The organism is Mesorhizobium sp. M8A.F.Ca.ET.218.01.1.1, from assembly GCF_004791165.1.
In the GTDB taxonomy this organism is placed as follows: domain Bacteria; phylum Pseudomonadota; class Alphaproteobacteria; order Rhizobiales; family Rhizobiaceae; genus Mesorhizobium.
This window is the reverse complement of record NZ_SRUZ01000001.1, coordinates 1,234,033-1,254,940: the sequence shown is the minus strand read 5'-3', so window position 1 is coordinate 1,254,940 and position 20,908 is coordinate 1,234,033. Positions and strand designations below refer to the sequence as shown.

Annotated in this window: 18 protein-coding genes, 1 tRNA gene and 1 pseudogene; 16 read left to right on the top strand and 4 right to left on the bottom strand. The window is 65.9% G+C overall.

What is annotated here, in order from left to right:
* The first annotated feature begins 3 nt into the window (after window positions 1-3).
* The 6 genes from mepA (at window position 4) to EN861_RS06000 (ending at window position 6,050) form a co-directional block, all read left to right on the top strand.
* Complete coding sequence (gene mepA / locus EN861_RS06025) at window positions 4-1,095, top strand: penicillin-insensitive murein endopeptidase (protein ID WP_135862872.1); 1,092 nt, start codon at window positions 4-6, stop codon at window positions 1,093-1,095.
* Between the two features lie 211 nt (window positions 1,096-1,306).
* The gene (locus EN861_RS06020) at window positions 1,307-2,353 is read left to right on the top strand and encodes a glucokinase (protein ID WP_135862870.1); all 1,047 of its coding nucleotides are present in this window, start codon (window positions 1,307-1,309) and stop codon (window positions 2,351-2,353) included.
* A 78-nt stretch (window positions 2,354-2,431) separates the two neighbouring features.
* A complete protein-coding gene (locus EN861_RS06015; RefSeq protein WP_135862868.1) occupies window positions 2,432-4,291 on the top strand; it encodes an ABC transporter ATP-binding protein in 1,860 nt (619 codons plus the stop codon).
* Window positions 4,288-5,133 carry a 4-hydroxy-tetrahydrodipicolinate reductase gene (gene dapB, locus EN861_RS06010; protein WP_127279289.1) on the top strand — a complete coding sequence of 282 codons (846 nt, stop codon included), beginning with the start codon at window positions 4,288-4,290 and terminating at the stop codon, window positions 5,131-5,133. Before EN861_RS06015 ends, dapB begins: the two co-directional genes overlap by 4 nt.
* 92 nt (window positions 5,134-5,225) lie before the next feature.
* On the top strand, window positions 5,226-5,846 hold the full coding sequence (locus tag EN861_RS06005; protein ID WP_135862866.1) for a 2,3-bisphosphoglycerate-dependent phosphoglycerate mutase: 621 nt from the start codon (window positions 5,226-5,228) through the stop codon (window positions 5,844-5,846).
* Between the two features lie 119 nt (window positions 5,847-5,965).
* Window positions 5,966-6,050: transfer RNA gene (locus EN861_RS06000), tRNA-Leu, on the top strand.
* Between the two features lie 93 nt (window positions 6,051-6,143).
* Here EN861_RS06000 and EN861_RS05995 read toward each other — a convergent pair.
* Window positions 6,144-7,082, bottom strand: coding sequence for a hypothetical protein (locus EN861_RS05995; protein WP_135862864.1), 939 nt, complete (start codon window positions 7,080-7,082; stop codon window positions 6,144-6,146).
* Window positions 7,083-7,355: 273 nt separating this feature from the next.
* On the opposite strand from EN861_RS05995, the gene EN861_RS05990 reads away from it, so the two are divergent.
* Together EN861_RS05990 and EN861_RS05985 are read left to right on the top strand one after the other, a co-directional pair.
* Window positions 7,356-9,047 carry a cyclic nucleotide-binding domain-containing thioredoxin-disulfide reductase gene (locus EN861_RS05990; protein ID WP_135862862.1) on the top strand — a complete coding sequence of 564 codons (1,692 nt, stop codon included), beginning with the start codon at window positions 7,356-7,358 and terminating at the stop codon, window positions 9,045-9,047.
* Window positions 9,047-9,355, top strand: coding sequence for a UBP-type zinc finger domain-containing protein (locus EN861_RS05985; protein ID WP_127871103.1), 309 nt, complete (start codon window positions 9,047-9,049; stop codon window positions 9,353-9,355). Before EN861_RS05990 ends, EN861_RS05985 begins: the two co-directional genes overlap by 1 nt.
* A gap of 38 nt (window positions 9,356-9,393) precedes the next feature.
* Here the strand turns inward: EN861_RS05985 and EN861_RS05980 are convergent, their stop codons facing one another.
* Both EN861_RS05980 and EN861_RS05975 read right to left on the bottom strand, forming a co-directional pair.
* Entirely contained in the window at window positions 9,394-9,573 is a 180-nt protein-coding gene (locus EN861_RS05980) for a hypothetical protein (RefSeq protein ID WP_135862860.1), read from the bottom strand.
* A gap of 91 nt (window positions 9,574-9,664) precedes the next feature.
* Window positions 9,665-11,650: a BTAD domain-containing putative transcriptional regulator gene (locus EN861_RS05975; RefSeq protein ID WP_135863009.1), complete on the bottom strand. Its 1,986-nt coding sequence runs from the start codon at window positions 11,648-11,650 to the stop codon at window positions 9,665-9,667.
* Between the two features lie 248 nt (window positions 11,651-11,898).
* On the opposite strand from EN861_RS05975, the gene EN861_RS05970 reads away from it, so the two are divergent.
* Genes EN861_RS05970 through EN861_RS05960 form a run of 3 tightly spaced genes read left to right on the top strand, consistent with a single transcriptional unit; the run spans window position 11,899 to window position 14,894 of the window.
* Window positions 11,899-12,987, top strand: coding sequence for a pyridoxal-phosphate dependent enzyme (locus EN861_RS05970; RefSeq protein ID WP_135862858.1), 1,089 nt, complete (start codon window positions 11,899-11,901; stop codon window positions 12,985-12,987).
* A gap of 12 nt (window positions 12,988-12,999) precedes the next feature.
* Window positions 13,000-14,487 (top strand): aspartate aminotransferase family protein, encoded by a 1,488-nt coding sequence (locus EN861_RS05965; RefSeq protein ID WP_135862856.1) that lies wholly within the window; start codon window positions 13,000-13,002, stop codon window positions 14,485-14,487.
* A gap of 50 nt (window positions 14,488-14,537) precedes the next feature.
* Window positions 14,538-14,894 (top strand): hypothetical protein, encoded by a 357-nt coding sequence (locus tag EN861_RS05960; protein ID WP_135862854.1) that lies wholly within the window; start codon window positions 14,538-14,540, stop codon window positions 14,892-14,894.
* A 34-nt stretch (window positions 14,895-14,928) separates the two neighbouring features.
* Here EN861_RS05960 and EN861_RS05955 read toward each other — a convergent pair whose 3' ends face one another.
* A complete protein-coding gene (locus EN861_RS05955) occupies window positions 14,929-16,449 on the bottom strand; it encodes a winged helix-turn-helix domain-containing tetratricopeptide repeat protein (RefSeq protein WP_135862851.1) in 1,521 nt (506 codons plus the stop codon).
* A 211-nt stretch (window positions 16,450-16,660) separates the two neighbouring features.
* On the opposite strand from EN861_RS05955, the gene EN861_RS05950 reads away from it, so the two are divergent.
* The 5 genes and pseudogenes from EN861_RS05950 (at window position 16,661) to EN861_RS05930 (ending at window position 20,824) form a co-directional block, all read left to right on the top strand.
* Window positions 16,661-16,912: a DUF1127 domain-containing protein gene (locus EN861_RS05950; RefSeq protein ID WP_135862849.1), complete on the top strand. Its 252-nt coding sequence runs from the start codon at window positions 16,661-16,663 to the stop codon at window positions 16,910-16,912.
* Between the two features lie 148 nt (window positions 16,913-17,060).
* Window positions 17,061-17,432 (top strand): hypothetical protein, encoded by a 372-nt coding sequence (locus tag EN861_RS05945; protein WP_127279667.1) that lies wholly within the window; start codon window positions 17,061-17,063, stop codon window positions 17,430-17,432.
* Window positions 17,433-17,543: 111 nt separating this feature from the next.
* Window positions 17,544-18,170, top strand: coding sequence for a CDGSH iron-sulfur domain-containing protein (locus EN861_RS05940; protein WP_127279668.1), 627 nt, complete (start codon window positions 17,544-17,546; stop codon window positions 18,168-18,170).
* A gap of 95 nt (window positions 18,171-18,265) precedes the next feature.
* Window positions 18,266-18,620 (top strand): annotated as a pseudogene (locus EN861_RS05935) (endonuclease domain-containing protein).
* Between the two features lie 170 nt (window positions 18,621-18,790).
* Window positions 18,791-20,824: a hydantoinase/oxoprolinase family protein gene (locus EN861_RS05930; protein ID WP_127279669.1), complete on the top strand. Its 2,034-nt coding sequence runs from the start codon at window positions 18,791-18,793 to the stop codon at window positions 20,822-20,824.
* The last annotated feature ends 84 nt before the right edge of the window (window positions 20,825-20,908 follow it).

Here is a 20,908-nt window from a genome sequence, read left to right as displayed (position 1 = left end):
TTCATGAAGACAGCGACGCGGTCGTCTTTCGGCAAGAGATCACTGCTGGCGGCCGCCCTTGGCTTGCTTGCCCTGACCGGTCTCGCGCAGCCGGCAGCGGCCGAGGAGCGGGCGAAAGACCTGTTCGGTGCGGAGAAGCTGCCGACGGCCACCGCCCCGCAATCCTTCGGCTTCTATTCCAAGGGCTGTTTTGCCGGCGGCGTCGCCATTCCCATGGATGGCCCGACCTGGCAGGTGATGCGGCCTTCGCGCAACCGCCGCTGGGGTCATCCGGCGCTGATCGCGCTGATCGAGAAACTGTCGCGCGACGCCGTTGCCGATGGCTGGCCGGGCCTGCTGATCGGCGACATCGCGCAGCCGCGCGGCGGCCCGATGCTGACCGGCCACGCCTCGCACCAGATCGGGCTCGATGCCGACATCTGGCTGACGCCGATGCCGGACCGCACGATGACCAGGGCGCAGCGCGAGACCATGAGCGCCACGCTGATGGTCGACGACAAGACCCATCTGGTGAAGGACGCGCTGTGGACGCCGGCGCACACGGCTTTGCTGAAGCGGGCCGCGAGCTACCCGCAAGTCGAGCGCATCCTGGTCAATCCGGGCATCAAGAAAAAGCTCTGCGACACCGTCAAGGGCGACCGCTCCTGGCTGCGCAAGATCCGGCCGTTCTGGGGCCATGACTACCATTTCCACATGCGCATCGGCTGCCAGCCGGGCTCGCCCACCTGCAAGGAGCAGGAAGCGACGCCCGATGATGACGGTTGCGGCAAGCCGCTGGCCTGGTGGTTCACGCAGGAGCCGTGGCGGCCCAACAAGAACCCCGACGCGCCCAAGGCACGCGACCTGATGACGATGGCCAACCTGCCCAGGGAATGCCGCGCCGTGCTCGACGCGCCCGGGCCCGCCTCGGCGGAGGCGGCGACCTATAACGGTAGCGCCGTGCCGGTCGCGGTGGCGGCGCCCGAACCCGAAGCGCCGTCGCTGCCCGCCACCACGGCCAGCAGCACGGAAGGCCTGCCAAGCGCGTTGAACGCCTTCACCGCGACACCCGAGGTCGGCGTGCCGGTGCCGCGTCCACGGCCGCCGGGGAATTGAGACCGAGAAATCGCTTTAGCTTGCAATCCTTGATCAGGACGATTGATTGCCCAAGCTCGCGGCGCGGACATCGGCAAATCAGCCAAGGACGGGATTCAAATTTGCGGCGATTGTCCTGGAACTGAAAGCAAGCGCCTTTCCCTTTGCAGGGCCATGCGCTAGTCAACGGGCAAACAGCGGCACGTAGCCCGGACGGGGAACGGACGAGAGCATGCCAAGCACAGCAGATGACGAGACTTTGCTGCGGTTTCCGATCCTGATCGGCGATATCGGCGGCACCAATGCGCGCTTTTCGATCGTGCTGGACGCCAATTCCGAGGCCGGCGAGCCGACCATCGTCCAGACCGCCAATTACAACACCATCGACGAAGCGATCCAGGCGGCCGTGCTCGACCGTTCCTCGGTCCGGCCCAATTCGGCGGTGCTGGCGGTGGCCGGTCCGGTCGACGGCGACGAGATCGAGCTCACCAACTGTCCCTGGGTCGTCAAGCCGAGGCAGATGTTCGCCAATCTGGGCTTGAGCGACATCGTCGTGCTCAACGATTTCGAGGCGCAGGCGCTGGCCGTCGTCGCGCTCGGCGAAGAGCATATGGAAAAGATCGGCAGCGGCACGCCCGAGCCCAATGCCGGCCGCGTGGTGCTCGGTCCGGGAACCGGTCTTGGCGTCGCCGGGCTGGTCCACGCGCTGCATCACTGGATTCCCGTACCAGGCGAAGGCGGCCATATGGACATCGGGCCGCGCACGCCCCGCGATTTCGAGATCTTCCCGCACATAGAGAAGCTCGAGGGCCGCATTTCGGGCGAGCAGATCCTGTGCGGACGCGGCCTCGTCAACGTCTACCGCGCGGTGGCCAAGGCCGACGGCAAGCCATCGCCCTTCGCCACGCCGGCCGAGGTCACCGCCGCGGCGCTGGCCAAGACCGATCCGGTGGCGCAGGAAGCGCTGGAGACCTTCGTTACCTGTCTCGGCCGTACCGCTGGCGACCTTGCCTTGGTGTTCATGAGCCGTGGCGGCGTGTTCCTCACCGGCGGCATCGCGCAAAAGATCGTGCCGGCGCTGAAGGAGGGCAATTTCCGCGCCGCCTTCGAGGACAAGGCGCCGCACAGCGCGCTGATGCGCACCATGCCGGTCTATGTCATCACCCACCCGCTGGCAGCCCTTCTCGGCCTTGCCGCCTATGCCAGGAACCCCTCGCTGTTCGGCGTCCAAACCTCGGGCCGGCGCTGGCGCGACGAAGTTAGTCACCCCAAGGCATAGGCAAGCCGGCTGCTTGGCGTTAATAGGGGGGCCGAATACCCGGCCACGGGAAGCGGAAACCGACAAAAGCCCTCTGATTTGACACTTCAAACTCCAAACAAGCTGAAAGCCCGGCCCGGCGAGGTCACAGCGGTGCTGCGCCGCATTCTCGCTGAGAACAGCCACGACTACCGCTGGACCTATGTGATGGTCATCACCTGCTCGCTGATCGTTTCGGGCACGACCGCCTTCACGGCCTGGATCATGGCCCCGATGGTCAACCAGATCTTCTACGAACGGCGTGGCGATGCGATCGTGTGGATCTGCGCCGGCTTCATGGCGGCCTTCCTGCTGCGCGGCTTCGCCGGTTACGGCCAGGCGGTGGCGCTGGCCAAGATCGGCAACAATCTGGTGGCGCGCTACCAGAAGCGCATTTTCGATCACCTGATGAAACTTGGCGTCGGCTTCTTCAACGACACGCGCTCCGGCCGGCTGGCGGCGCAGGTCAACGAGAACGTCGGCGGTATCCGCGACCTGCTGTCGTTGACGCTGACCTCGATCACCCGCGACGCGGTGACGTTGATCGGCCTTCTCGGCGTCATGGTCTACCAGGATCCGGTTCTGTCGCTCAGTTCGCTGCTGATCGGGCCACCGCTGATCTGGGCCGTCGTCTATCTCACGCGCCGCGTGCGGCGCATCACGCGCGAATCCGTGCTGATCAATTCGCGGCTGATCGGTGCCGTGCAGGAAGCCACGCAAGGCATCGCCATCGTCAAGGCCTTCACCATGGAGGACGAGCTGGCGGGCCGCATCGGCAAGCTCGCCAGCGACGCCGAACAGCGCTCCAACAAGATTGCCCGCGTCTCCGAACGGCTGGCGCCGATTTCCGACATGCTGGCCGGCCTCGCCGTCACCTCCGTCATTGCCTATTCCGGGTACCGGGCGCTCGTTCTCGGGCAGCCGCCGGGCGCAGTGTTCTCGTTCATCACCGCGCTGATCCTGGCCTATGACCCGGCGCGGCGTCTGGCGCGAATGCAGGTCGGCATGGAGCGGGCGCTGGTCAACGCGCGCATGATCTACGAGCTGCTCGACCTCGAGCCGAAGCAGGGCGACGCCCCGGATGCCACGCAGGCAAACTTCACCACGGGCGAAGTGCGCTTCAACAACGTGTCCTTCCGCTATGTCGAGGAGGCGCCTGTCCTCCAGGGTCTGAGTTTCGTGGCCGCCGCCGGCAAGATGACCGCCGTCATCGGCGCATCGGGTGCCGGCAAGACGACGCTGGTGGCGCTGCTGCAGCGCTTCTACGACGTCGAGAGCGGCACGATCACGATCGACGGCCAGGATATCTCGCAGGTCACCAAACAGTCGCTGCGCGGCTCGATCGCCTATGTCTCGCAGGCGCCCTACCTGTTCGAAGGCACCATCCGCGACAACATCCGCTATGGCCGTCCATCGGCTACCGATGCCGAGATCGAACAGGCCGCGCGACTGGCCGCGGCCGACGAGTTCATCCGCCAGCAGCCGCAAGGCTATGACACGCCGGTCGGCGAGAATGGCGCCACGCTCTCCGGCGGCCAGCGCCAGCGCGTATCGATTGCCCGCGCCATCGTGCGCCAGGCGCCGATCCTGCTGCTCGACGAGGCGACATCGGCGCTCGACAACGAGGCCGAAGCCCGTGTCCAGCAGGCGCTCACCAAGGTCATGGAAGGGCGCACCACCATCGTTATCGCGCACCGCCTCTCGACCGTGGTCAATGCCGACCACATCATCGTGCTGGAACAGGGCCATCTGGTCGAGGAGGGTACGCACGCCTCGCTGATGGCCGACCCGCACAGCGTCTATGCCCGTTTCCACCGCATACAGGGCGTCAAGGGCCTGGGGCTTGTGGACGACAGCGCGCCGGCCGAGACTTCGGTTGAGGAATTAGAGACCCAGAGCATCGCCGGGAGCACGGCATGAGCGAAACATCGGCAACATCAGGCGCGCCGGCAAGCGATATGGGCCTTGTGGTGGTCGGCGCGGCCGGCCGCATGGGCCAGACCTTGATCCGCGCCATCCACGCCATTCCGGGCGCCCGCGTCATCGGCGCGGTCGAGCGCGCGGATTCGCCCCATCTGGGCAAGGATGCGGGCGAACTGGCCGGCGTCGGCCGCATCGACGTGCCGATCGGCAGTGATCCGCTGCCGGTCTTCGCCAAGGCCGATGGCGTGCTCGATTTCACCACACCGGCCTCGACGGTTGCGTTCGCCGGCTACGCGGCGCAGGCGCGCATCGTCCATGTCATCGGCACGACCGGCTGTTCAGCCGACGACAATGCGAAAATCGCTGCGGCCGCGCGCCACGCGACCATCGTCAAGTCGGGCAATATGAGCCTCGGCGTCAACCTGCTGGCGGTGCTGGTCGAACAGGCGGCGCGCGCGCTCGACGCCGATGATTTCGACATCGAGATCCTCGAAATGCACCACAGGCACAAGGTCGACGCGCCTTCGGGCACGGCGCTTCTGCTCGGCGAGGCCGCAGCCGCGGGGCGCGGCATCGCGCTTGCCGGCAATGATGTGCGTTCACGCGACGGCCATACGGGTGTGCGAAAAACCGGCTCGATCGGCTTTGCCACGCTGCGCGGCGGTTCGGTGGTCGGTGACCACAGCGTGATCCTGGCCGGCACCGGCGAGCGCATCACGCTGTCCCACCATGCCGAGGACCGCGCCATCTTCGCCCGCGGCGCGGTCAAGGCCGCACTGTGGGCGCGGGGGAAAAAACCGGGCCTTTACTCAATGCGGGACGTGCTTGGGCTTGCCTGAAACGACCCTGAACCATCTTCGTCTTACGCAAGTCCTGTGGGAAAGCCGCTACGCACCTTTCCTGGAATTGCCCAGACCCCAGAGGAGCAAAAATGTCGAGAACCCTCGTGCTCGTGCGCCACGGCCAGAGCGAATGGAACCTGAAGAACCTGTTCACCGGCTGGCGTGATGTCGACCTGACCGAGCAGGGCCATGCCGAGGCCAAAGCCGCCGGCCAAAAACTCAAGGCGCGCGGCCTGAAATTCGACATCGCCTTCACCTCCGCGCTGGTCCGGGCGCAGAAGACGTGCCAGCACATTCTCGACGCAGTCGGCCAGAGCGACCTGCAGACCATCCGCGACCGAGCGCTGAACGAACGCGACTATGGCGACCTCTCCGGCCTCAACAAGGACGACGCGCGCCAGAAATGGGGCGAGGAGCAGGTGCATGTCTGGCGCCGCTCCTACGATGTGCCGCCGCCCGGCGGCGAAAGCCTGAAGGACACCGGAGCCCGCGTCTGGCCCTATTACCTGCACGATCTGCAGCCGCATGTGCTGCGCGGCGGCACGGTGCTGGTCGCCGCCCACGGCAATTCGCTGCGCGCGCTGATCATGGCGCTGGACGGCAAGTCGGGCGAGGAGATCGTCAAGCTGGAGCTCGGCACAGGTGTGCCGGTCATCTACACGCTCAACGCCGATTCGACGGTGGCGTCCAAGGAAGTGCTGGAAGGCTGACGGGCAGCGGCGCCGGCGGGCTTCGCTTAGTCTGTGCTAAGGCGAGTTCCCGGCTTTTGGCGTCCTGTTCAAAAAGCGCGTTGACAGCAATCGCTTGCCCGCTTATTGAGCCCGCACCAGCCCAGATGGCGGAATTGGTAGACGCGCACGGTTCAGGTCCGTGTTCCGCAAGGAGTGGAGGTTCGAGTCCTCTTCTGGGCACCAAATTCCCGTTTCGAACCGTTCGTGGTTCAGAGACCTAATAAAAAAGCCCGGTTTCGTCCGGGCTTTTTTATTGATTTGTGCAAGGCGAAAGCCTCAGACCGCCAGCCTGCGTGTGGCCTCGATCGAAGCCTCCGCGATGATATCGAGCGCGCCGAACTGCGCGTAGAAATCGAGGCCGAACTGCTCCTGTATGTTACGCCCGGCGTGGCCGCACAGCATCCAGCTGTCGCCGACCGGGTTGATTTCGATGAGGAACAGTTCGCCTGTCGCGGCGTCGCGCAGGATGTCCACGCCGAGCGACGGAATGGTCGGGAAAACGGCATGGGTGCGAACGGCAAGGTCAAGCACGTCCTGGTCCGCAGCAAGACCAATCGAGCATCCCTTGGCCGAGGCCACGATCGACGCGCCAGGGGCCGATCGGAAACCACTGGGACCGCTCACCGGGCTGAGGTCACGCCGGCCCTCATACCGGATGGCGGCAAGGGGCCTGCCGAGATAGCTCAGCACGCGGTACGCCGTCGGCCATGGACCGGTATGGACATATTGCTGGGCAATCATCGGCGCGCGTCTGCCCGGATGATCTTGCGGATAGTCCGCCGGCGCGATGTAACGCACACGTCCGGTCTTGGTGATGCGCACGAACGCCCCCTGCTTGCCACGCGAGGGTTTCACGACCACGTAAGGCCCCCACGCTGCTGGATCGAGATTTGTCCCGGGTACGATCTCCGTCCACCTGGGAACGGGAAGTCCCGCCGTATCGAGGGCGGACAGTTCCCCGATCTTGCCCATGCGCTGATGGACGAGGCGCGTTCCGCGCAGCGGCTTAAGCCATTTCAGCCGATCCATCTCGATGGACAGGGTAGGCCTCCCGGCCAATGTCGTGGTCCGCAACATCGTCAGCGCGGATGCCGTCGAAAGCACGCGGACCTTGATGTCCGGCGCGCGCGCCTCGATCAGCCCGCCAGCCCTACGGAAATCCTCGATCGCTTCCTTTTTTGGGTAGCAGTAGAAAGCCAGATTGAACTGGGGCATGCCGGGTTTCGCTCGCAAATCGGCGCCAGAGATGGATCGTGTCTGTACCAAGGAACAGTCTTGCAGCGCCAACGCAAACTTCTGCCGACTGTTTTATAGCCGCCGTAGACGTGCACGGTTCAAGGAGTGGAGGTTCGAGTCCTCTTCTGGGCACCAAAATCCCGTTTCGAACCGTTCGATCGGTTCAGAAGCTCAAGACGATGACCTCGCCTCGTGGCCAGTCCCCGAACAAACCGCTTCAAACCGCGCGCCCGCTTCGCTACGTTCGCAACCATGTCTCAATCCAGCACCGCGATCTTCGGCGCCCGCCGCGACCAGGCCTTCCCAACGCTGGCCGAGGCGGACATTGAACGCATGCGCCGGTTCGGCGAGGCCAGCGCCTATGCCGCCGGCGAGCACATTTTCGAGGCCGGCAATGTGTCCCCGGGGCTGATCGTCATCCTGTCGGGCAAGGTTGACATCACCCAGGACGGCAAGCTCGGCAGACGCGAAACGATCGTCACCCATGGCCCTGGCAGCTTCGTCGGCGAGCTGGCGCAGCTTTCGGCCCGTCCCTCGCTGGTCAATGCCGAGGCCGCCGAGGCGGTCGAGGCGTTCGTCATTTCCTCGCAGAGGCTGCGCGACCTGATGGTGCAGGAGGCCAATCTCGGCGAGCGTATCATGCGGGCGCTGATCCTGCGCCGCGTCGGGCTGCTCGAGAGCGGCACGATAGGTCCCATCATCGTCGGGCCGGCCGACAATGGCGATGTCCTGCGCCTGCAGGGGTTTCTCGCGCGCAGCGGCCAGCCCCACCGCGTGCTCGATTCCAAAACCGATCCTTGCGCGAAGACCCTGTTCGAGCACTTCAATGTCGATCCGCACCACCTGCCGGTCGTGCTGTGCCCGAACGGCAGGCTGCTGCTCAATCCCGCGGAGAAAGACCTCGCCCGCTGCATCGGCCTGCTGCGGCCGGTCGACGCCAGCAAGGTCTATGACGTCGCCATCGTCGGCGCCGGCCCGGCCGGGCTGGCGGCGGCGGTCTACGCGGCCTCGGAAGGGCTGTCGACCATCGTGCTCGATTGCCGCGCCTTTGGCGGCCAGGCCGGCGCTTCCGCGCGCATCGAGAACTATCTCGGCTTCCCCACGGGCATCACCGGCATGGCGCTGATGGCGCGTGCCTACAACCAGGCGCAGAAATTCGGCGTCGAGATGGTCATCCCCGATGAGGTGAAGCTGCTCGGTGCCGCCACCGGCGGCGCGCGCTACCAGCTTGCGGTCGGCGACGGCGAGACGGTGCGCACGCGCTCGGTGGTGATCGCCAGCGGCGCGCGCTACCGCCGCCTCGATGTCGCCAACCTCGCCGAGTTCGAGGGCACATGCGTGCATTATTGGGCCTCGCCCATCGAAGCACGGCTTTGCGGCGGCCAGGAAGTGGCGCTGGTCGGCGCCGGCAATTCGGCCGGCCAGGCGGCTGTCTACCTGGCCAGCCATGTCAGGAAGGTGGCGCTCCTGGCGCGTGGCGGCAGTCTCGAGGCGTCGATGTCGCGTTACCTCGTCGAGCGCATCAGGGCGCAGCCGAACATCGAGGTGTTGACCGGCGCCGAGGTCGAGGCGCTGGACGGCGAGGAAGGCAATCTCGCCACCGTCCGCTGGCGCGACCGCTCGAGCGGCGCGGTGACGACGCGCCCGATCCGCCATCTCTTCCTGTTCATAGGCGCCGATCCGAACACCGATTGGCTCGCCCAATCCGAGGTGGCGCTAGATGCCAGGGGTTTCATCCGCACCGGATCGGACATAGCATCGGCGCATGGCGTTATGGAGACGAGCCGCAGCGGCGTGTTCGCCATCGGCGACGTGCGCTCCGGCTCTGTCAAACGTGTCGCAGCTGCCGTCGGCGAAGGCGCCCAGGTGGTGGCGGCATTGCATGCATTTCTTGCGCGGGAAGGCAGCCATGCCGACGCGCCTCAACCTGTGGGGAGAGTGTGATGGCTGACGAGTGCAGACACGCGGCTGATGTCAAGGACGTGACGCCGAGCGCGCTTGGCTGCGAGGAATGCCTGAAGAGCGGCTCGTGGTGGGTGCATCTGCGGCTCTGCCGCACCTGCGGCCATGTCGGTTGCTGCGACGACTCGCCCAACCGCCACGCCACCAAGCATTTTCATGCCACCAGCCATCCCGTCATAGAGGGCTATGACCCGCCGGAAGGCTGGGGCTGGTGCTATGTCGACGAGATCTTTCTCGACCTCGGCGACCGTACCACGCCCCAGAACGGTCCGATCCCAAGGTTTTATTGAGCGCCCGGAGAGCCGGGAAAAAGCCGGTTCGGCCTGATTTACCGCACCGACCCGGTAACCGTTCGGTCGACGTCGGGAACCGACTTGCGATCGTTGCCAGCAAGCGCGGCGATGAGCAGCAGGCTGGCCACAACGGGGACAAACAGCACGGCAATACGGGCCTGCACATGAAGAATGGCGCGCCATTCGTTGCGCTTGTCGGGGCTGTTGCTCATCATACTCACTTTGCCATGGACCCCCCGGAGGTCACATAGCGGTGAACGGTTAAGCAACTCCTTCCGGAAGCGTTAACGGGGGCCGCTCAAGCGATCAGCCGAGCCCGATCCGCCTGGCGCCTTGCCGGAACAGCGCCTCGGCGTCGGGCTCGAAGCGGAACGTGCCGATGAAATCGTCGGCGCGGTAGTCCGGCAGCGTCTTGCGGATGGCGGCGGCGAAGCCGCGTGCCTCGTCGAGCCGGCCGGCAAGCGCCAGGCAGTGCGCGGCGATCGCCAGGATGATGGTATGGGCATTGGGCCGCGCCGCCGCCTTCAGCGCCCATTCGGCCGCCTCCTCGAACTGGCCGAGCCGGACATGCGACATGGCGCGTGACCCCAGCATGCCGAACAGCAACGGGTCGAAGGGGCTGAGATGCCGCGAATGGTCCGACGAGCTTATCGCCGCCCGCGGGTCGCCCGATTGCGAGTGGACGAAGGACAGCGCGTAATGGCCGAGCGCGAAATTCGGGCTGAGGTCCACGGCCCGCCCCAATTCGGAGAGCGACCCGTCCTGTTCGCCGCGCAGCCACAGCGCCCGCCCCATCGCCCAGTGCGCGGCCGGATTGTGGTCGTCGACCAGCAGGCTCTGGCCGGCGCTCTCGAACGCCAGCGCGCTTTCGCGGTCGCGGTCGCCCCAGCGCTGGAAGGCGTTCTGCCAGTGGGTGAAAGACAGGCCGGCATAGGCGCGGGCGAAGGTCGGATCGAGCTGCAAGGCCGTGGCAAAGAAATGCCGCGCCGTTTCGTTCTCGGCCTGGGTGAAGCGGTACATGTGCCAGAGGCCGCGGTGATAGGCCTCCCACGCATTGAGCGAGTTGGGCGCCTTCAGCAGGGCGCGGTTGCGCTCGACCGTTTCGATCTCGGCCGAGATCGACGACACGATGCTGTCGCCGATATCGTCAAGCACGGCGAAGATGTCGTCCGGCCGGCGCTCGAAGGTCTCGGCCCAGACGATCCTTGCCGTGCGCACCTCGATGAGTTCGACGCTGACGATAAGACGGCCAGCGGCGCTGCGCACCGTGCCGGCGGCGACATAGTCGACCTTCAGCCGGCGGCCTGCCTCCTCGGGCGCGATACGCCTGTCGGCCAGCGCGAACACCGATCCGCGCGCGATGACGAAGAAATCCCGCAGCTTGGCGAGACGGGTGATGATGTCGTGGGTGAGGCCGTCGGCCAGCCCACCGCGCAGGCCGGATTCCTCGACGAACGGCATCACCGCCAGCGATGCATGGCTCGGCTCGACCGGACCAGGGTCGCACGGGGGCGCCAATTGCGCCGCCGTGGACCGGCAGGCCGGCTGGACCCGCGGCCAGGCAGCCGGCTGCTCGTCACGGATCATCCGCCAGGCTGACCGGAGCGGCGCGAAATCCAGGTCTTCCGATTCGAACAACCGTGCCGCCGCCGCCAGGTGCTTTTCGGCCGCGGCGATCTCGCCGCGCCTGGCGAGGCTCGCCAGCAGCCTCGCATGCGCGCGCGCGTCGAAAGGCGCGAGTTCCACCCATCTGTCGAGATGCGCGATCGCCTCGTCGCAGTCCGCTGGCAGGCTCGCGACGAGCTGTTCCAGCACCGCCGCGTGGACGGACCGGAAGCGGCGGCGCTGGCCCATCAGCCAGCTGTTGAAGTGCGGGCTGCGTTCGAGCTCCAGCCCGTCGAGGAAATCGCCCGCGAAGAGTTTTGCCAGCGCCCGCAACCGCTCCGCATCCAGCGCGTCGATCCCGTGCGTGGCGGCATGGCCGATCTCCAGTACATCGACGAGGCAGCCGCTGAGATCGAGCGCGACAGTATCGTCTTGCGAGCGGACACGGCGCCGGTCCGGCGTGTCGAGAGCGCCGCGCAACTTGCTGAGGCACCAGCGCAACTCGCCGCGCGGATCGTTGGGCACATCCCACAGAAGCTCGCACAGGCGGCCGCGCCCTACCGGATGTGGCGCCAGCACCAGATAGGCAAGCAGCGCCCGCAGCTTGCGCGACGCCGGCAGTGCCATCGGCACGCCGTTATGCGTGATCGTCAGCGGTCCGAGCAGCCGCACCAACAGGCACGGCATGCCGCCGTCCTGTCTCGATGGTGCGGATTCCACGTCCGTTTCCACGCCTGCTCCCACGCTGGCCTGTCGGCCCTTGCTCTATCACCAAACACGACATGGCGCATCCGGCGGCGAATTTCGCGCCAGCCGCGCTCATTGCCGCATCGCCGGCACGTCAGTCCTAGCGCGGCAAGGTCTCGAAACCTCGCCGCCCAACGCGCCGGTTTGTAACCGGCCCGTGAAGATGAACACGATCGAGGAGATCAACGATGTTGAACAAACAGAAAATCAGGACCACTGCCGGGCGCGGTCGCCTGTTCGACAGCATTCTCGACACGGTCGGCGACACGCCGGCGGTGCGCATCAACAATCTCGCGCCGGCCCATGCGGCCATCTATGTCAAGGCCGAGTTCTTCAACCCCGCGGCCTCGGTGAAAGACCGGCTGGCGCTCAACATCATCGAGGAGGGCGAACGCAGCGGCGCGCTGAAGCCGCGCCAGACCGTGGTCGAGGCGACCAGCGGCAACACCGGGATTGGCCTTGCCATGGTCTGTGCGCAAAAAAACTATCCGCTGGTCGTCACCATGGCCGACAGCTTTTCCGTCGAGCGCCGCAAGCTGATGCGCATGCTCGGCGCCAAGGTGGTGCTGACGCCCCGCGCCGAAAAGGGTTTTGGCATGTACAAGAAGGCGGTCGAGCTGGCCGAGGCCAATGGCTGGTTCCTTGCCCGCCAGTTCGAGACGGTCGCCAACGCCGCCATCCACGAGGCGACGACCGCGCGCGAAATCGTCAACGATTTCGCCGGCTCGCGGCTCGACTGCTTCGTCACCGGCTATGGCACCGGCGGCACCGTCGTCGGCGTGGCGCGCGTCTTGCGCCGCGAACGGCCCGATACACGCATCGTGCTCTCCGAGCCGGCCAATGCGCAACTGATCGGCAGCGGCAAGGCGCAGCCGCGCGGTGCCGATGGCGCTCCCGCCGCCAGCCATCCGGCCTTCGAGCCGCATCCCGTCCAAGGCTGGACGCCGGACTTCATCCCCAATGTCCTGCAGGAAGCGATCGACGCCAGCCTCTATGACGAGGTCATGCCGATCGCCGGGCCGGAGGGCATCAAATGGGCGCGGGCGCTGGCCCAGAAGGAAGGTATTTTTACCGGCATTTCCGGCGGCGCCACCTTCGCCGTTGCGCGGCAAGTCGCGGAGAAGGCTCCGGCCGGGTCGGTGATCCTGTGCATGCTGCCCGACACTGGCGAGCGCTACATGTCGACACCATTGTTCGACGGCATCGAGGCCGAAATGGACGCCGACGAGATCGCCCTGTCGCGCTCGACGCCCGGCTGCCAATTCCCGGCGGCTTGACGGGAGGTTGTCATGGACGTCGCGCACGACCATCTCGACATGGTGGCCGAGGAAACGCTCGACCCCGCCGACTGGGCCGATGTCCAGGCCCTGTCGCATCGGGTCGTCGATGATGCCGTCGACTATCTGCGCGAGCTGCGCGACCGCCCCGTATGGCGGGAGATGCCCGGCCAGCTGCGGGACTTCTTCACCGCCCCGTTGCCGCGCTCGCCGGCACCGCTTGCCGCTGTCTACGAGGACGTCTCCCGCACCGTGATGTCCTACCCGATGGGCAACATCCACCCGCGCTTCTGGTCCTGGTACATGGGATCGAGCAACTTCACCGGCGCGCTCGGCGATTTCCTGGCGGCGATCCAGGGCTCCAATCTCGGCGGCGGCAACCATGCCGCCGGGCTGATGGACAGCCAGGTGGTGAACTGGTGCAAGGAGATGCTCGGCTTTCCGGCATCGGCCTCCGGCACGCTGGTCAGTGGCGGCTCGATGGCCAACATCATCGGCCTGACGGTGGCGCGCAACACCAAGGCGGGCATCGACGTGCGTGAGCACGGCGTAGCCGCGATCGAAAAACCGCTGCGCTTCTACGGCTCGGACCAGATCCATTCCTGCCACCGCAAGGCCATGGAAGCGCTCGGCTTGGGCAACCGGGCGCTGCGCCGGATTGCGACCGATGCCGGGCTGCGCATCGACATATCGGCCCTGCGCAGCGCGATATCGGAGGACCGGGCAGCCGGGTTCACGCCGGCCTGCCTCATCGGCAATGCCGGCACGGTCAACACCGGGGCGATCGACGACCTCAAGGCGCTGGCCAAACTCGCGCATGAGGAAGGCCTGTGGTTCCATGTCGACGGTTGCATCGGCGCGCTGATCGCCATCGCGCCTGACAACAAGCATCGCGTCGCTGGCGTCGAATGGGCCGATTCGATCGCGCTCGATCCGCACAAATGGCTGCATGCGCCCTTCGAGGTCGGCTGTGCGCTGGTCAGGGATGCCGCCGCGCACCGCCGGACCTTCGCGGTGACGCCCGAATATCTGGAATCGACGCCGCGCGGCCTGGCCTCAGGCGAATGGCTGCACGACTATGGCCTGCAGACCTCGCGCGGCTTTCGCGCCCTGAAAGTGTGGATGGCGTTGAAGGAACATGGCGTCGAAAAATTCGGCCGCCTGATCGACCAGAACATCGCGCAGGTCTCCTATCTGGCCGGGTTGATCGAAGCCGAGCCGTCGCTGGAGCTGGCGGCGGCGCCGACCATCAACATCGTCTGCTTCCGCTACCAGCCCGGTTTGGCGGGCGAAGCGCTCAAGGCGCTCAACATCGAGATCATGCTGCGGCTGCAGGAGCAAGGCATCGCGGCCCTCTCCGACACCACCGTGCATGGCGGGCACTGGCTGCGCGTGGCGATCACCAACCATCGCACCCGACGTGACGATCTCGATCTGCTGGTGCGTGAAGTGGTGAGGCTGGGGCGTGAGATCACCGCGGACGGCCGCGTGTCTTCCTAGTTCCCGGCAGGCGTGCGAACCTGCCCGCGATGATTCGGGGGAGGTCGGCGGTGACGCTGTTTCGCATGGTTGCGCTGGCGGCACTGGTCCTGGCCAATTCGGCCGAGGCCGCCGACATGGCCTTCTTCATCAAGAACCTGCGCAAGGAGGGGGTCGCGGTCGAGCTGTTCAGCCGCGACCGCGAGACCGTCTGGCCGGGCAGCGACAAGGTGTTTCTCGTCGATCCGGGCTCGCAGAAATCAGTGCCGATCTCCTGCAACCAGGGCGAACGCATCTGCTATGGCGCCTGGGTCGAGGGCAATGACAAGATTTCCGCCGGCGTCGGGCCGGACAACGACCAGCCTTGCGATACCTGCTGCTTCATTTGCGTGGAACACACGACAGAGACGATCGACCTGGTGCCGTGATCAGGGATCTCGTGCAGGCGGTTATTCCGACGCGTCAGTCTGGAAGGCCGGCCTTGCGGAAGCCCTCGATGAAATGCGCGCGCGTCGCGTCGTCGCGGAAGGGCTCGGTCCAGACCCAATGGCTGGTGGTGAAATGCGGGTTGCCGACGAGGAACAGCTCGACCTCGGCGCGCGCCTCGTCGAGCCGGCCAAGTTGCGCAAGGCTCGCCGCCAGGAAGCGGCGTGAACTGGTGCGGTAGGTCTCGTCCCGGCGCAGCGTCTCGATGGCTGCTTCATAGTCACGCGCCGCATATTGCGCCTGGCCGAGCGTCAGATAGTACCAGCTCGCCGGAAACGGGTTCAACCGGAACGCCTTGCGAATGTGCTCAAGGCCTTGCTCGACCCGCCCGGCGAGCGTCGTTATATCGGACAATGTCGCCCAGGCGTCGGCCTCGTTGGGGTCGAGTTCGAAGGTCCTGGCGAATTCGGCATCCGCCTCGGTGAAATCATGCTCATAGGCAAGCAGATTGCCGAGCACCCAGTGGCAGCCGGCATCGTTGGGATCGATCGCGACCGCCTTGAGCGCCAGATCCAGGGCAATGCGGCGGTTGGGGTCGACCGGAGCGCCCCAATGCACCCATCCCATCCAGTGGTTCATGGCGAGCCAGCGATAGGCCTCGGCGTAGCTGGGATCGAGCGCGACCGCGCGCGTCAGCATCAGATGCGCTTCGCGCGCCGTCTGCGGCGAATCGTCGATCAGCTTGCGCGCCCGCACGCACAGATCGTAGGCGTCGAGATTGGTGGGCCGGTTGCGTGGCGGCGGCGCGCGCAGCCGGCCGAGCAGCGCCTCCACGATCTTGGCGGTCACCTCGTCCTGGACGGCAAAGATATCGTCCAGGCCGCGGTCGAAGCGCTCCGCCCACAGATGATCGCCGCTCGCCGCGTCGACCAGCTGCGCGTTGATGCGCACGCGCCCCGCATCGCGCCGCGCGCTGCCCTCCAGCAGATAGCGGACGCCGAGTTCCCTGGCGATCTCGCGCACGTCCATCGCCTTTCCCTTGTAGGCAAAGGTCGAATTGCGCGCGATGACGAACAGGCCGGAGATCCTCGACAGGTCGGTGATCAGGTCTTCGGTCAAGCCGTCGCAGAAGGCGTCCTGCCCGGCATCGTTGCTGAAATTGACGAAGGGCAGCACCGCTATCGATGGCTTGTCAGGCAGCGGCAACGGTTTTCGCTTGGCGCCATTGAGGTGTTCGACGGCCGCCGTGAAACGGTAGCCGACGCGCGGAACGGTGGCGATCCATTCACCGCTCCCTTCACCCGCAATGCCGGGCGGGCCAAGCAGCTTGCGCAGCTGCGCGATCTGGACGGTGAGGTTGCCTTCCTCGACGGCTGTGCCCGGCCATGCCGCGTCCATCAGTTCGGTCTTCTCGAGGATTTCGCCGGATCTTGCGACCAGCGCCGCGAGCAGCTTCAGCCCGCGGTAGCCGATGGCCACGGGGGCATCGTTCCGGAGCAGCGTTCCCGCACCGGCATCGAGCACGAACGGGCCAAAGGCAAAGCGCTCTCCCTGCATCGGCGCATCTATAGAGCAATTCGAGGCAAAACGCGAAGCGGAGAAGCGTGTAGCGCATTGCCAGGGAATTGCGTGAAAACAAAGCGTTAGACGCCGGTTTGGAACTTTTGAGAACTATTTGGGAGGGTTTAATTACGGCAGCGTTCGTATCCGGCAGAATTCAACCTCTTTCAGCTCGAGGGCCATCAAGTCCGGCCCCACGGAGGTTGTCATGAACCATATCCTTGCTTCGGTCCCGCAGGCACTGCGGCCGGGAATGCCCGCAAGTTCCACGCACGCGCCGCGTCGGCGCTACAGCCTGGCGAGCTTGCGAAACGCCATCGCTGCCTGGCGCGAGCAGGCACATTTTCGCTGGCAGCTGAAGCAGATGGCGCAAGCCAATCCGCATCTGATCGACGACATCGGCTTGACGACACGGCAGGTCGAGGAAGAGATCGCCAAGCTGCCCTTTTGGCAGCGATAAGGCGACCAAGCTGCCCTTTTGGCAGCGATAAGGCGAAATGCCGCGATGATTTGGCAGGGATTGCCAGCATCATCCCTTTAGCGCCGGCCCGCGTCATGCCATGATCCCCCCATCGGCCGTGGGGGCCGATTCTACATCGGGGGTTTCCATGTCTTTCACATCCGCGCGCCGGCTTGCCGCCGCGTTTTCGCTTGCCGTCCTGTTTGTCCCAGCCGCCCATGCCGGCGACGTCACCTTCGCCGTCAAGAACAGCCACCCCAATGCCATGCGCCTCGAGCTCTACAGCCAGGACCGCGACTATGTCTGGCCGGGCGATGGCAAGGATTTCTATCTCGACGACGGCGAGACCAAGCAGCTGCCGATTTCCTGCAACGAAGGCGAATCGATCTGCTATGGCGCCTGGGTCGACGGCGACGAAGGCACCTATTGGGGCGTCGGCCCCGGCAACAAGGAAAAATGCGAGGATTGCTGCTATACCTGCAGCGGCGGCGAGACCGAGGAGATCGATCTGGTCCCCTGACCGGTTTGCCAGCTTGACGGTTTTCCTGCTGGGAGCCATAGCCTGTCCAAATACCCAAGGCACGCCGCGTATTCAGGCGCGGCGTGCTCCAGGCAAACAGGGAGCACGCCAATGGCTGGCATGGTCGAAAGCGACAAGATCGACGTCGGATTTTCCGGCAAGCGCTGCATCCACTCGCGCAATTGCGTGCTCGGCGACCCGCACGTCTTCGTGCCCAACGCGCCGGGCCAGTGGATCCATCCCGAGGCGGCCAGCGTCGAGAAGATCGTCGCGCTGGCCGAGAACTGCCCCTCGGGCGCCATCACCTATGTGCGCAAGGATGGCGGGCCGCAGGAAAAGCCACCAGTGGTCAACACCGTGCGGCTACGAGAAAATGGTCCGCTGGCGGTGCATGCCGAGATCGTGCTTGGTGACGAGACTTTTTATCGCGCCACGCTCTGCCGCTGCGGCGCCTCGCAGAACAAGCCGTTCTGCGACAACAGCCACATCAAGGCGGGCTTTACCGCCACCGGCGAACCGGCGCTGAAGGACACGCCCGCGCTGGAGACCCGTGACGGGCCGCTGAAGGCGACGCCGACCCCCAACGGTCCTCTCAAGCTCGAAGGCAATGTCGAGATCGTCACCGGCACCGGTCACACGGTCGACCGCACCACCAAGGTCTTCCTTTGCCGCTGCGGTCATTCCGCGAATAAACCGTTCTGCGATGGCAGTCATAAGAAGGTGGGGTTTGTGGGATAGGTGAGTAGCCAATCTCCCCCCTCGTGGGGGAGATGTCCGGCAGGACAGAGGGGGGCGCCGTAGAGCGCTGCCTCCAACACGCAGCGAATAGTGCAATGCCTCATACGCCTTTGCCTCCAAGACATCGCGCAAACGCCAGATCGATGCGCAAGGTCACGACACCAGCTGAATTGAAGCTGTGGAACGAGCTTCGCGCACTGTTTGATGGGGCTTGGCTTCCGCCGGCAATTTCCAATCGCCGGCTACATTGTCGACTTTGCTTGTCCGGAGAAGAAACTTGTCGTCGAAGTCGATGGCTCCCAGCATGCGGACCCAATCACCGGCGACCAAGCCAGGACATCGCGCCTGGAGCAAGACGGCTGAATCGTTCTGCGCTTCTGGAACGACGACGTCATTCGCGACATCGATAATGTGTGCCAGCATATTGTTATGGCGGCCGGGCTTGGCTGATGCTGCCATAACCGCGGCAAGGTCGGCGGGACAGCGCCCCCCTCTGTCCTGCCGGACATCTCCCCCACGAGGGGGGAGATCGCTTGTGGCCCATCTCTCCCGGCTTTATCCGCAAGCCCGTATCCGCTAAGGGCAGGCAACCAAACAATCTGCCCGGACCCCGCCCCAAAATGACCAAGCCAAAACCTCTCTTCCTCGGCATCGACACCGGCGGCACCTACACCGATGCCGTGCTGTGGTCCGAGACCGAAGGTCCCCAGCAGGGAGCGAACAAGGGCAAGGTGCTGGCCAAGGCCAAGGCGCTGACCACGCGGCATGATCTGGCCGTCGGCATTTCTGGCGCCGTCGATGCGGTGCTGGAGAAAGCGGGCACCGATCCGGCTGACATCAAGCTGGTCTCGATGTCGACGACGCTCGCCACCAACGCACTGGTCGAGGGTCAGGGCGGCCGGGTGGCACTGGTCATGATCGGCTTTTCCGAGGCCGATCTTGCCCGCGATGGCTTGAAGACCGCACTTGGCACCGACCCGGTGGTGTTTTGTCCGGGCGGCCATGATGTGCATGGCAATGCGGCAAAGCTCGATCTGTCCGGGCTGGAGGCGATGCTGCCGGAACTCGGCGCCTCGGTGTCCGGCTTTGCCGTCTGCGCCTATTTCGCCACCCGCAATCCCGCGCACGAGATCGCCGCCCGCGAGCTGATCCGCGACAGGACCGGCCTGCCGGTCACGGCAAGCCATGAATTGTCGGCCAAGCTCGGCGGTCCGCGCCGGGCGCTCACCACGCTGCTCAACGCCAGGCTGATCTCGATGATCGACCGGCTGGTGGCGGCGACCGAGGGCTTTCTCGCGGCGCGCGACATCGCCGCGCCCCTGATGGTGGTGCGTGGCGATGGCGCGCTGGTTTCGGCGGCGTTTGCCCGCCAGCGGCCGATCGAGACGATCCTCTCGGGTCCCGCCGCCAGCCTCGTCGGCGCCCGCCACATGACCGGGCTCGACAATGCGGTGGTGTCCGACATTGGCGGTACCACCACCGACGTCGCCGTGCTCGATGGCGGCCGGCCGCGGCTCGATCCGGAAGGCGCCACCGTCGGTGGCTTCCGCACCATGGTCGAGGCGGTCGCCATGCGCACGTTCGGCCTCGGCGGTGATTCCGAGGTGACGCTGGAGGATGGCGCGCTCAACCCGAAAATCCTGCTCGGGCCGCGCCGGCTGGTGCCGCTGGCGCTGGCTGGCATGGCGCATGGCGAGGCGGTGACGGCGGAGCTCGAACGCCAGTTGCGCGCCCCCAACACCGGCCGCATGGATGGCCGCTTCGCGGTCCGCACCGGCGTGCCGGACCGGCTCGCGGCGGGGCTGACCGTCCCGGAGGCAAAGCTCTACGAGGCGATCGGCGCGACGCCGCTTGCCCTCGACAGGCTGCTGACATCGAACGCCCAGAATGCCACCCTGAACCGCCTGGTCTCGCGCGGGCTGGTGCATATCTCAGGCTTCACGCCATCGGACGCCGCTCATGTGTTCGGCAAGCAGGCGAATTGGGATGTCGCCGCCGCTCGCCTTGGCGCCGAATTGTTCGCCCGCAGGCGCGATGGCCGTGGCCAGCCGATCGCCGCATCACCGGAGGTGATTTCGGAACGCGTGCTGGTGACGCTGACGCGCTGGTCGGCCGAATACATCCTGGAAACCGCCTTTGCCGAGGACGGGCTCGATGGTGCGGCCACCGTGGCGCACGCGCTGGTGCAGCGCGCCGTCGATGCGCATCCAGGCATCGCTCGCCTCAGCGTCGCGCTCGACCGTCCCGTCATTGGGCTGGGCGCTTCGGCCCCCCTGCATTACGCCGGTCTGGCGCCCTTGGTCGGCAATGACTGCGTGGTGCCCCGGGATACCGATGTCGCCAACGCGCTCGGCGCCGTCGTCGGCCAGGTCAGGGTTTCGGCCGAGGCCCGCGTCAGCCAGCCCAAGGAAGGCCTGTTCCGGCTTGCCTCGGGCGAAACGGTGCGCGACTTCCTCGACGAAGCGGCGGCGATCGCGGCCGCCGAGGCCGACGTGCGGGCCATTGTCGCCCAACGCGCCCGGGATGCCGGCACCGACAGCGCCGAGATCGAGGTCGCGACGGAGTTCCGTGTCTCGACCGTCGAAGCGCAGCGCATGTTCATCGAAGCGCATGTCGTGGCAGTGGCCTCGGGCAGGCCAAGGATCGCGGTTTAGATTCAGGTGAGGCCGGCCTGCAAATGGCGGCGTCCTGCGCTTCCGGTGCTCACGTACCTTAAGTACGCTCCGCTCCGGTTCTCG

Bases quoted from the DNA above. Each gene is read 5' to 3' on its own strand.
- mepA (WP_135862872.1), top strand. From the start codon at position 4: ATGAAGACAGCGACGCGGTCGTCTTTCGGCAAGAGATCACTGCTGGCG.
- EN861_RS06020 (WP_135862870.1), top strand. From the start codon at position 1,307: ATGCCAAGCACAGCAGATGACGAGACTTTGCTGCGGTTTCCGATCCTG.
- dapB (WP_127279289.1), top strand. From the start codon at position 4,288: ATGAGCGAAACATCGGCAACATCAGGCGCGCCGGCAAGCGATATGGGC.
- EN861_RS06005 (WP_135862866.1), top strand. From the start codon at position 5,226: ATGTCGAGAACCCTCGTGCTCGTGCGCCACGGCCAGAGCGAATGGAAC.
- EN861_RS05995 (WP_135862864.1), bottom strand. From the start codon at position 7,082: ATGCCCCAGTTCAATCTGGCTTTCTACTGCTACCCAAAAAAGGAAGCG.
- EN861_RS05990 (WP_135862862.1), top strand. From the start codon at position 7,356: ATGTCTCAATCCAGCACCGCGATCTTCGGCGCCCGCCGCGACCAGGCC.
- EN861_RS05985 (WP_127871103.1), top strand. From the start codon at position 9,047: ATGGCTGACGAGTGCAGACACGCGGCTGATGTCAAGGACGTGACGCCG.
- EN861_RS05980 (WP_135862860.1), bottom strand. From the start codon at position 9,573: ATGATGAGCAACAGCCCCGACAAGCGCAACGAATGGCGCGCCATTCTT.
- EN861_RS05975 (WP_135863009.1), bottom strand. From the start codon at position 11,650: ATGCCGTGCCTGTTGGTGCGGCTGCTCGGACCGCTGACGATCACGCAT.
- EN861_RS05970 (WP_135862858.1), top strand. From the start codon at position 11,899: ATGTTGAACAAACAGAAAATCAGGACCACTGCCGGGCGCGGTCGCCTG.
- EN861_RS05965 (WP_135862856.1), top strand. From the start codon at position 13,000: ATGGACGTCGCGCACGACCATCTCGACATGGTGGCCGAGGAAACGCTC.
- EN861_RS05955 (WP_135862851.1), bottom strand. From the start codon at position 16,449: ATGCAGGGAGAGCGCTTTGCCTTTGGCCCGTTCGTGCTCGATGCCGGT.
- EN861_RS05950 (WP_135862849.1), top strand. From the start codon at position 16,661: ATGAACCATATCCTTGCTTCGGTCCCGCAGGCACTGCGGCCGGGAATG.
- EN861_RS05945 (WP_127279667.1), top strand. From the start codon at position 17,061: ATGTCTTTCACATCCGCGCGCCGGCTTGCCGCCGCGTTTTCGCTTGCC.
- EN861_RS05940 (WP_127279668.1), top strand. From the start codon at position 17,544: ATGGCTGGCATGGTCGAAAGCGACAAGATCGACGTCGGATTTTCCGGC.
- EN861_RS05930 (WP_127279669.1), top strand. From the start codon at position 18,791: ATGACCAAGCCAAAACCTCTCTTCCTCGGCATCGACACCGGCGGCACC.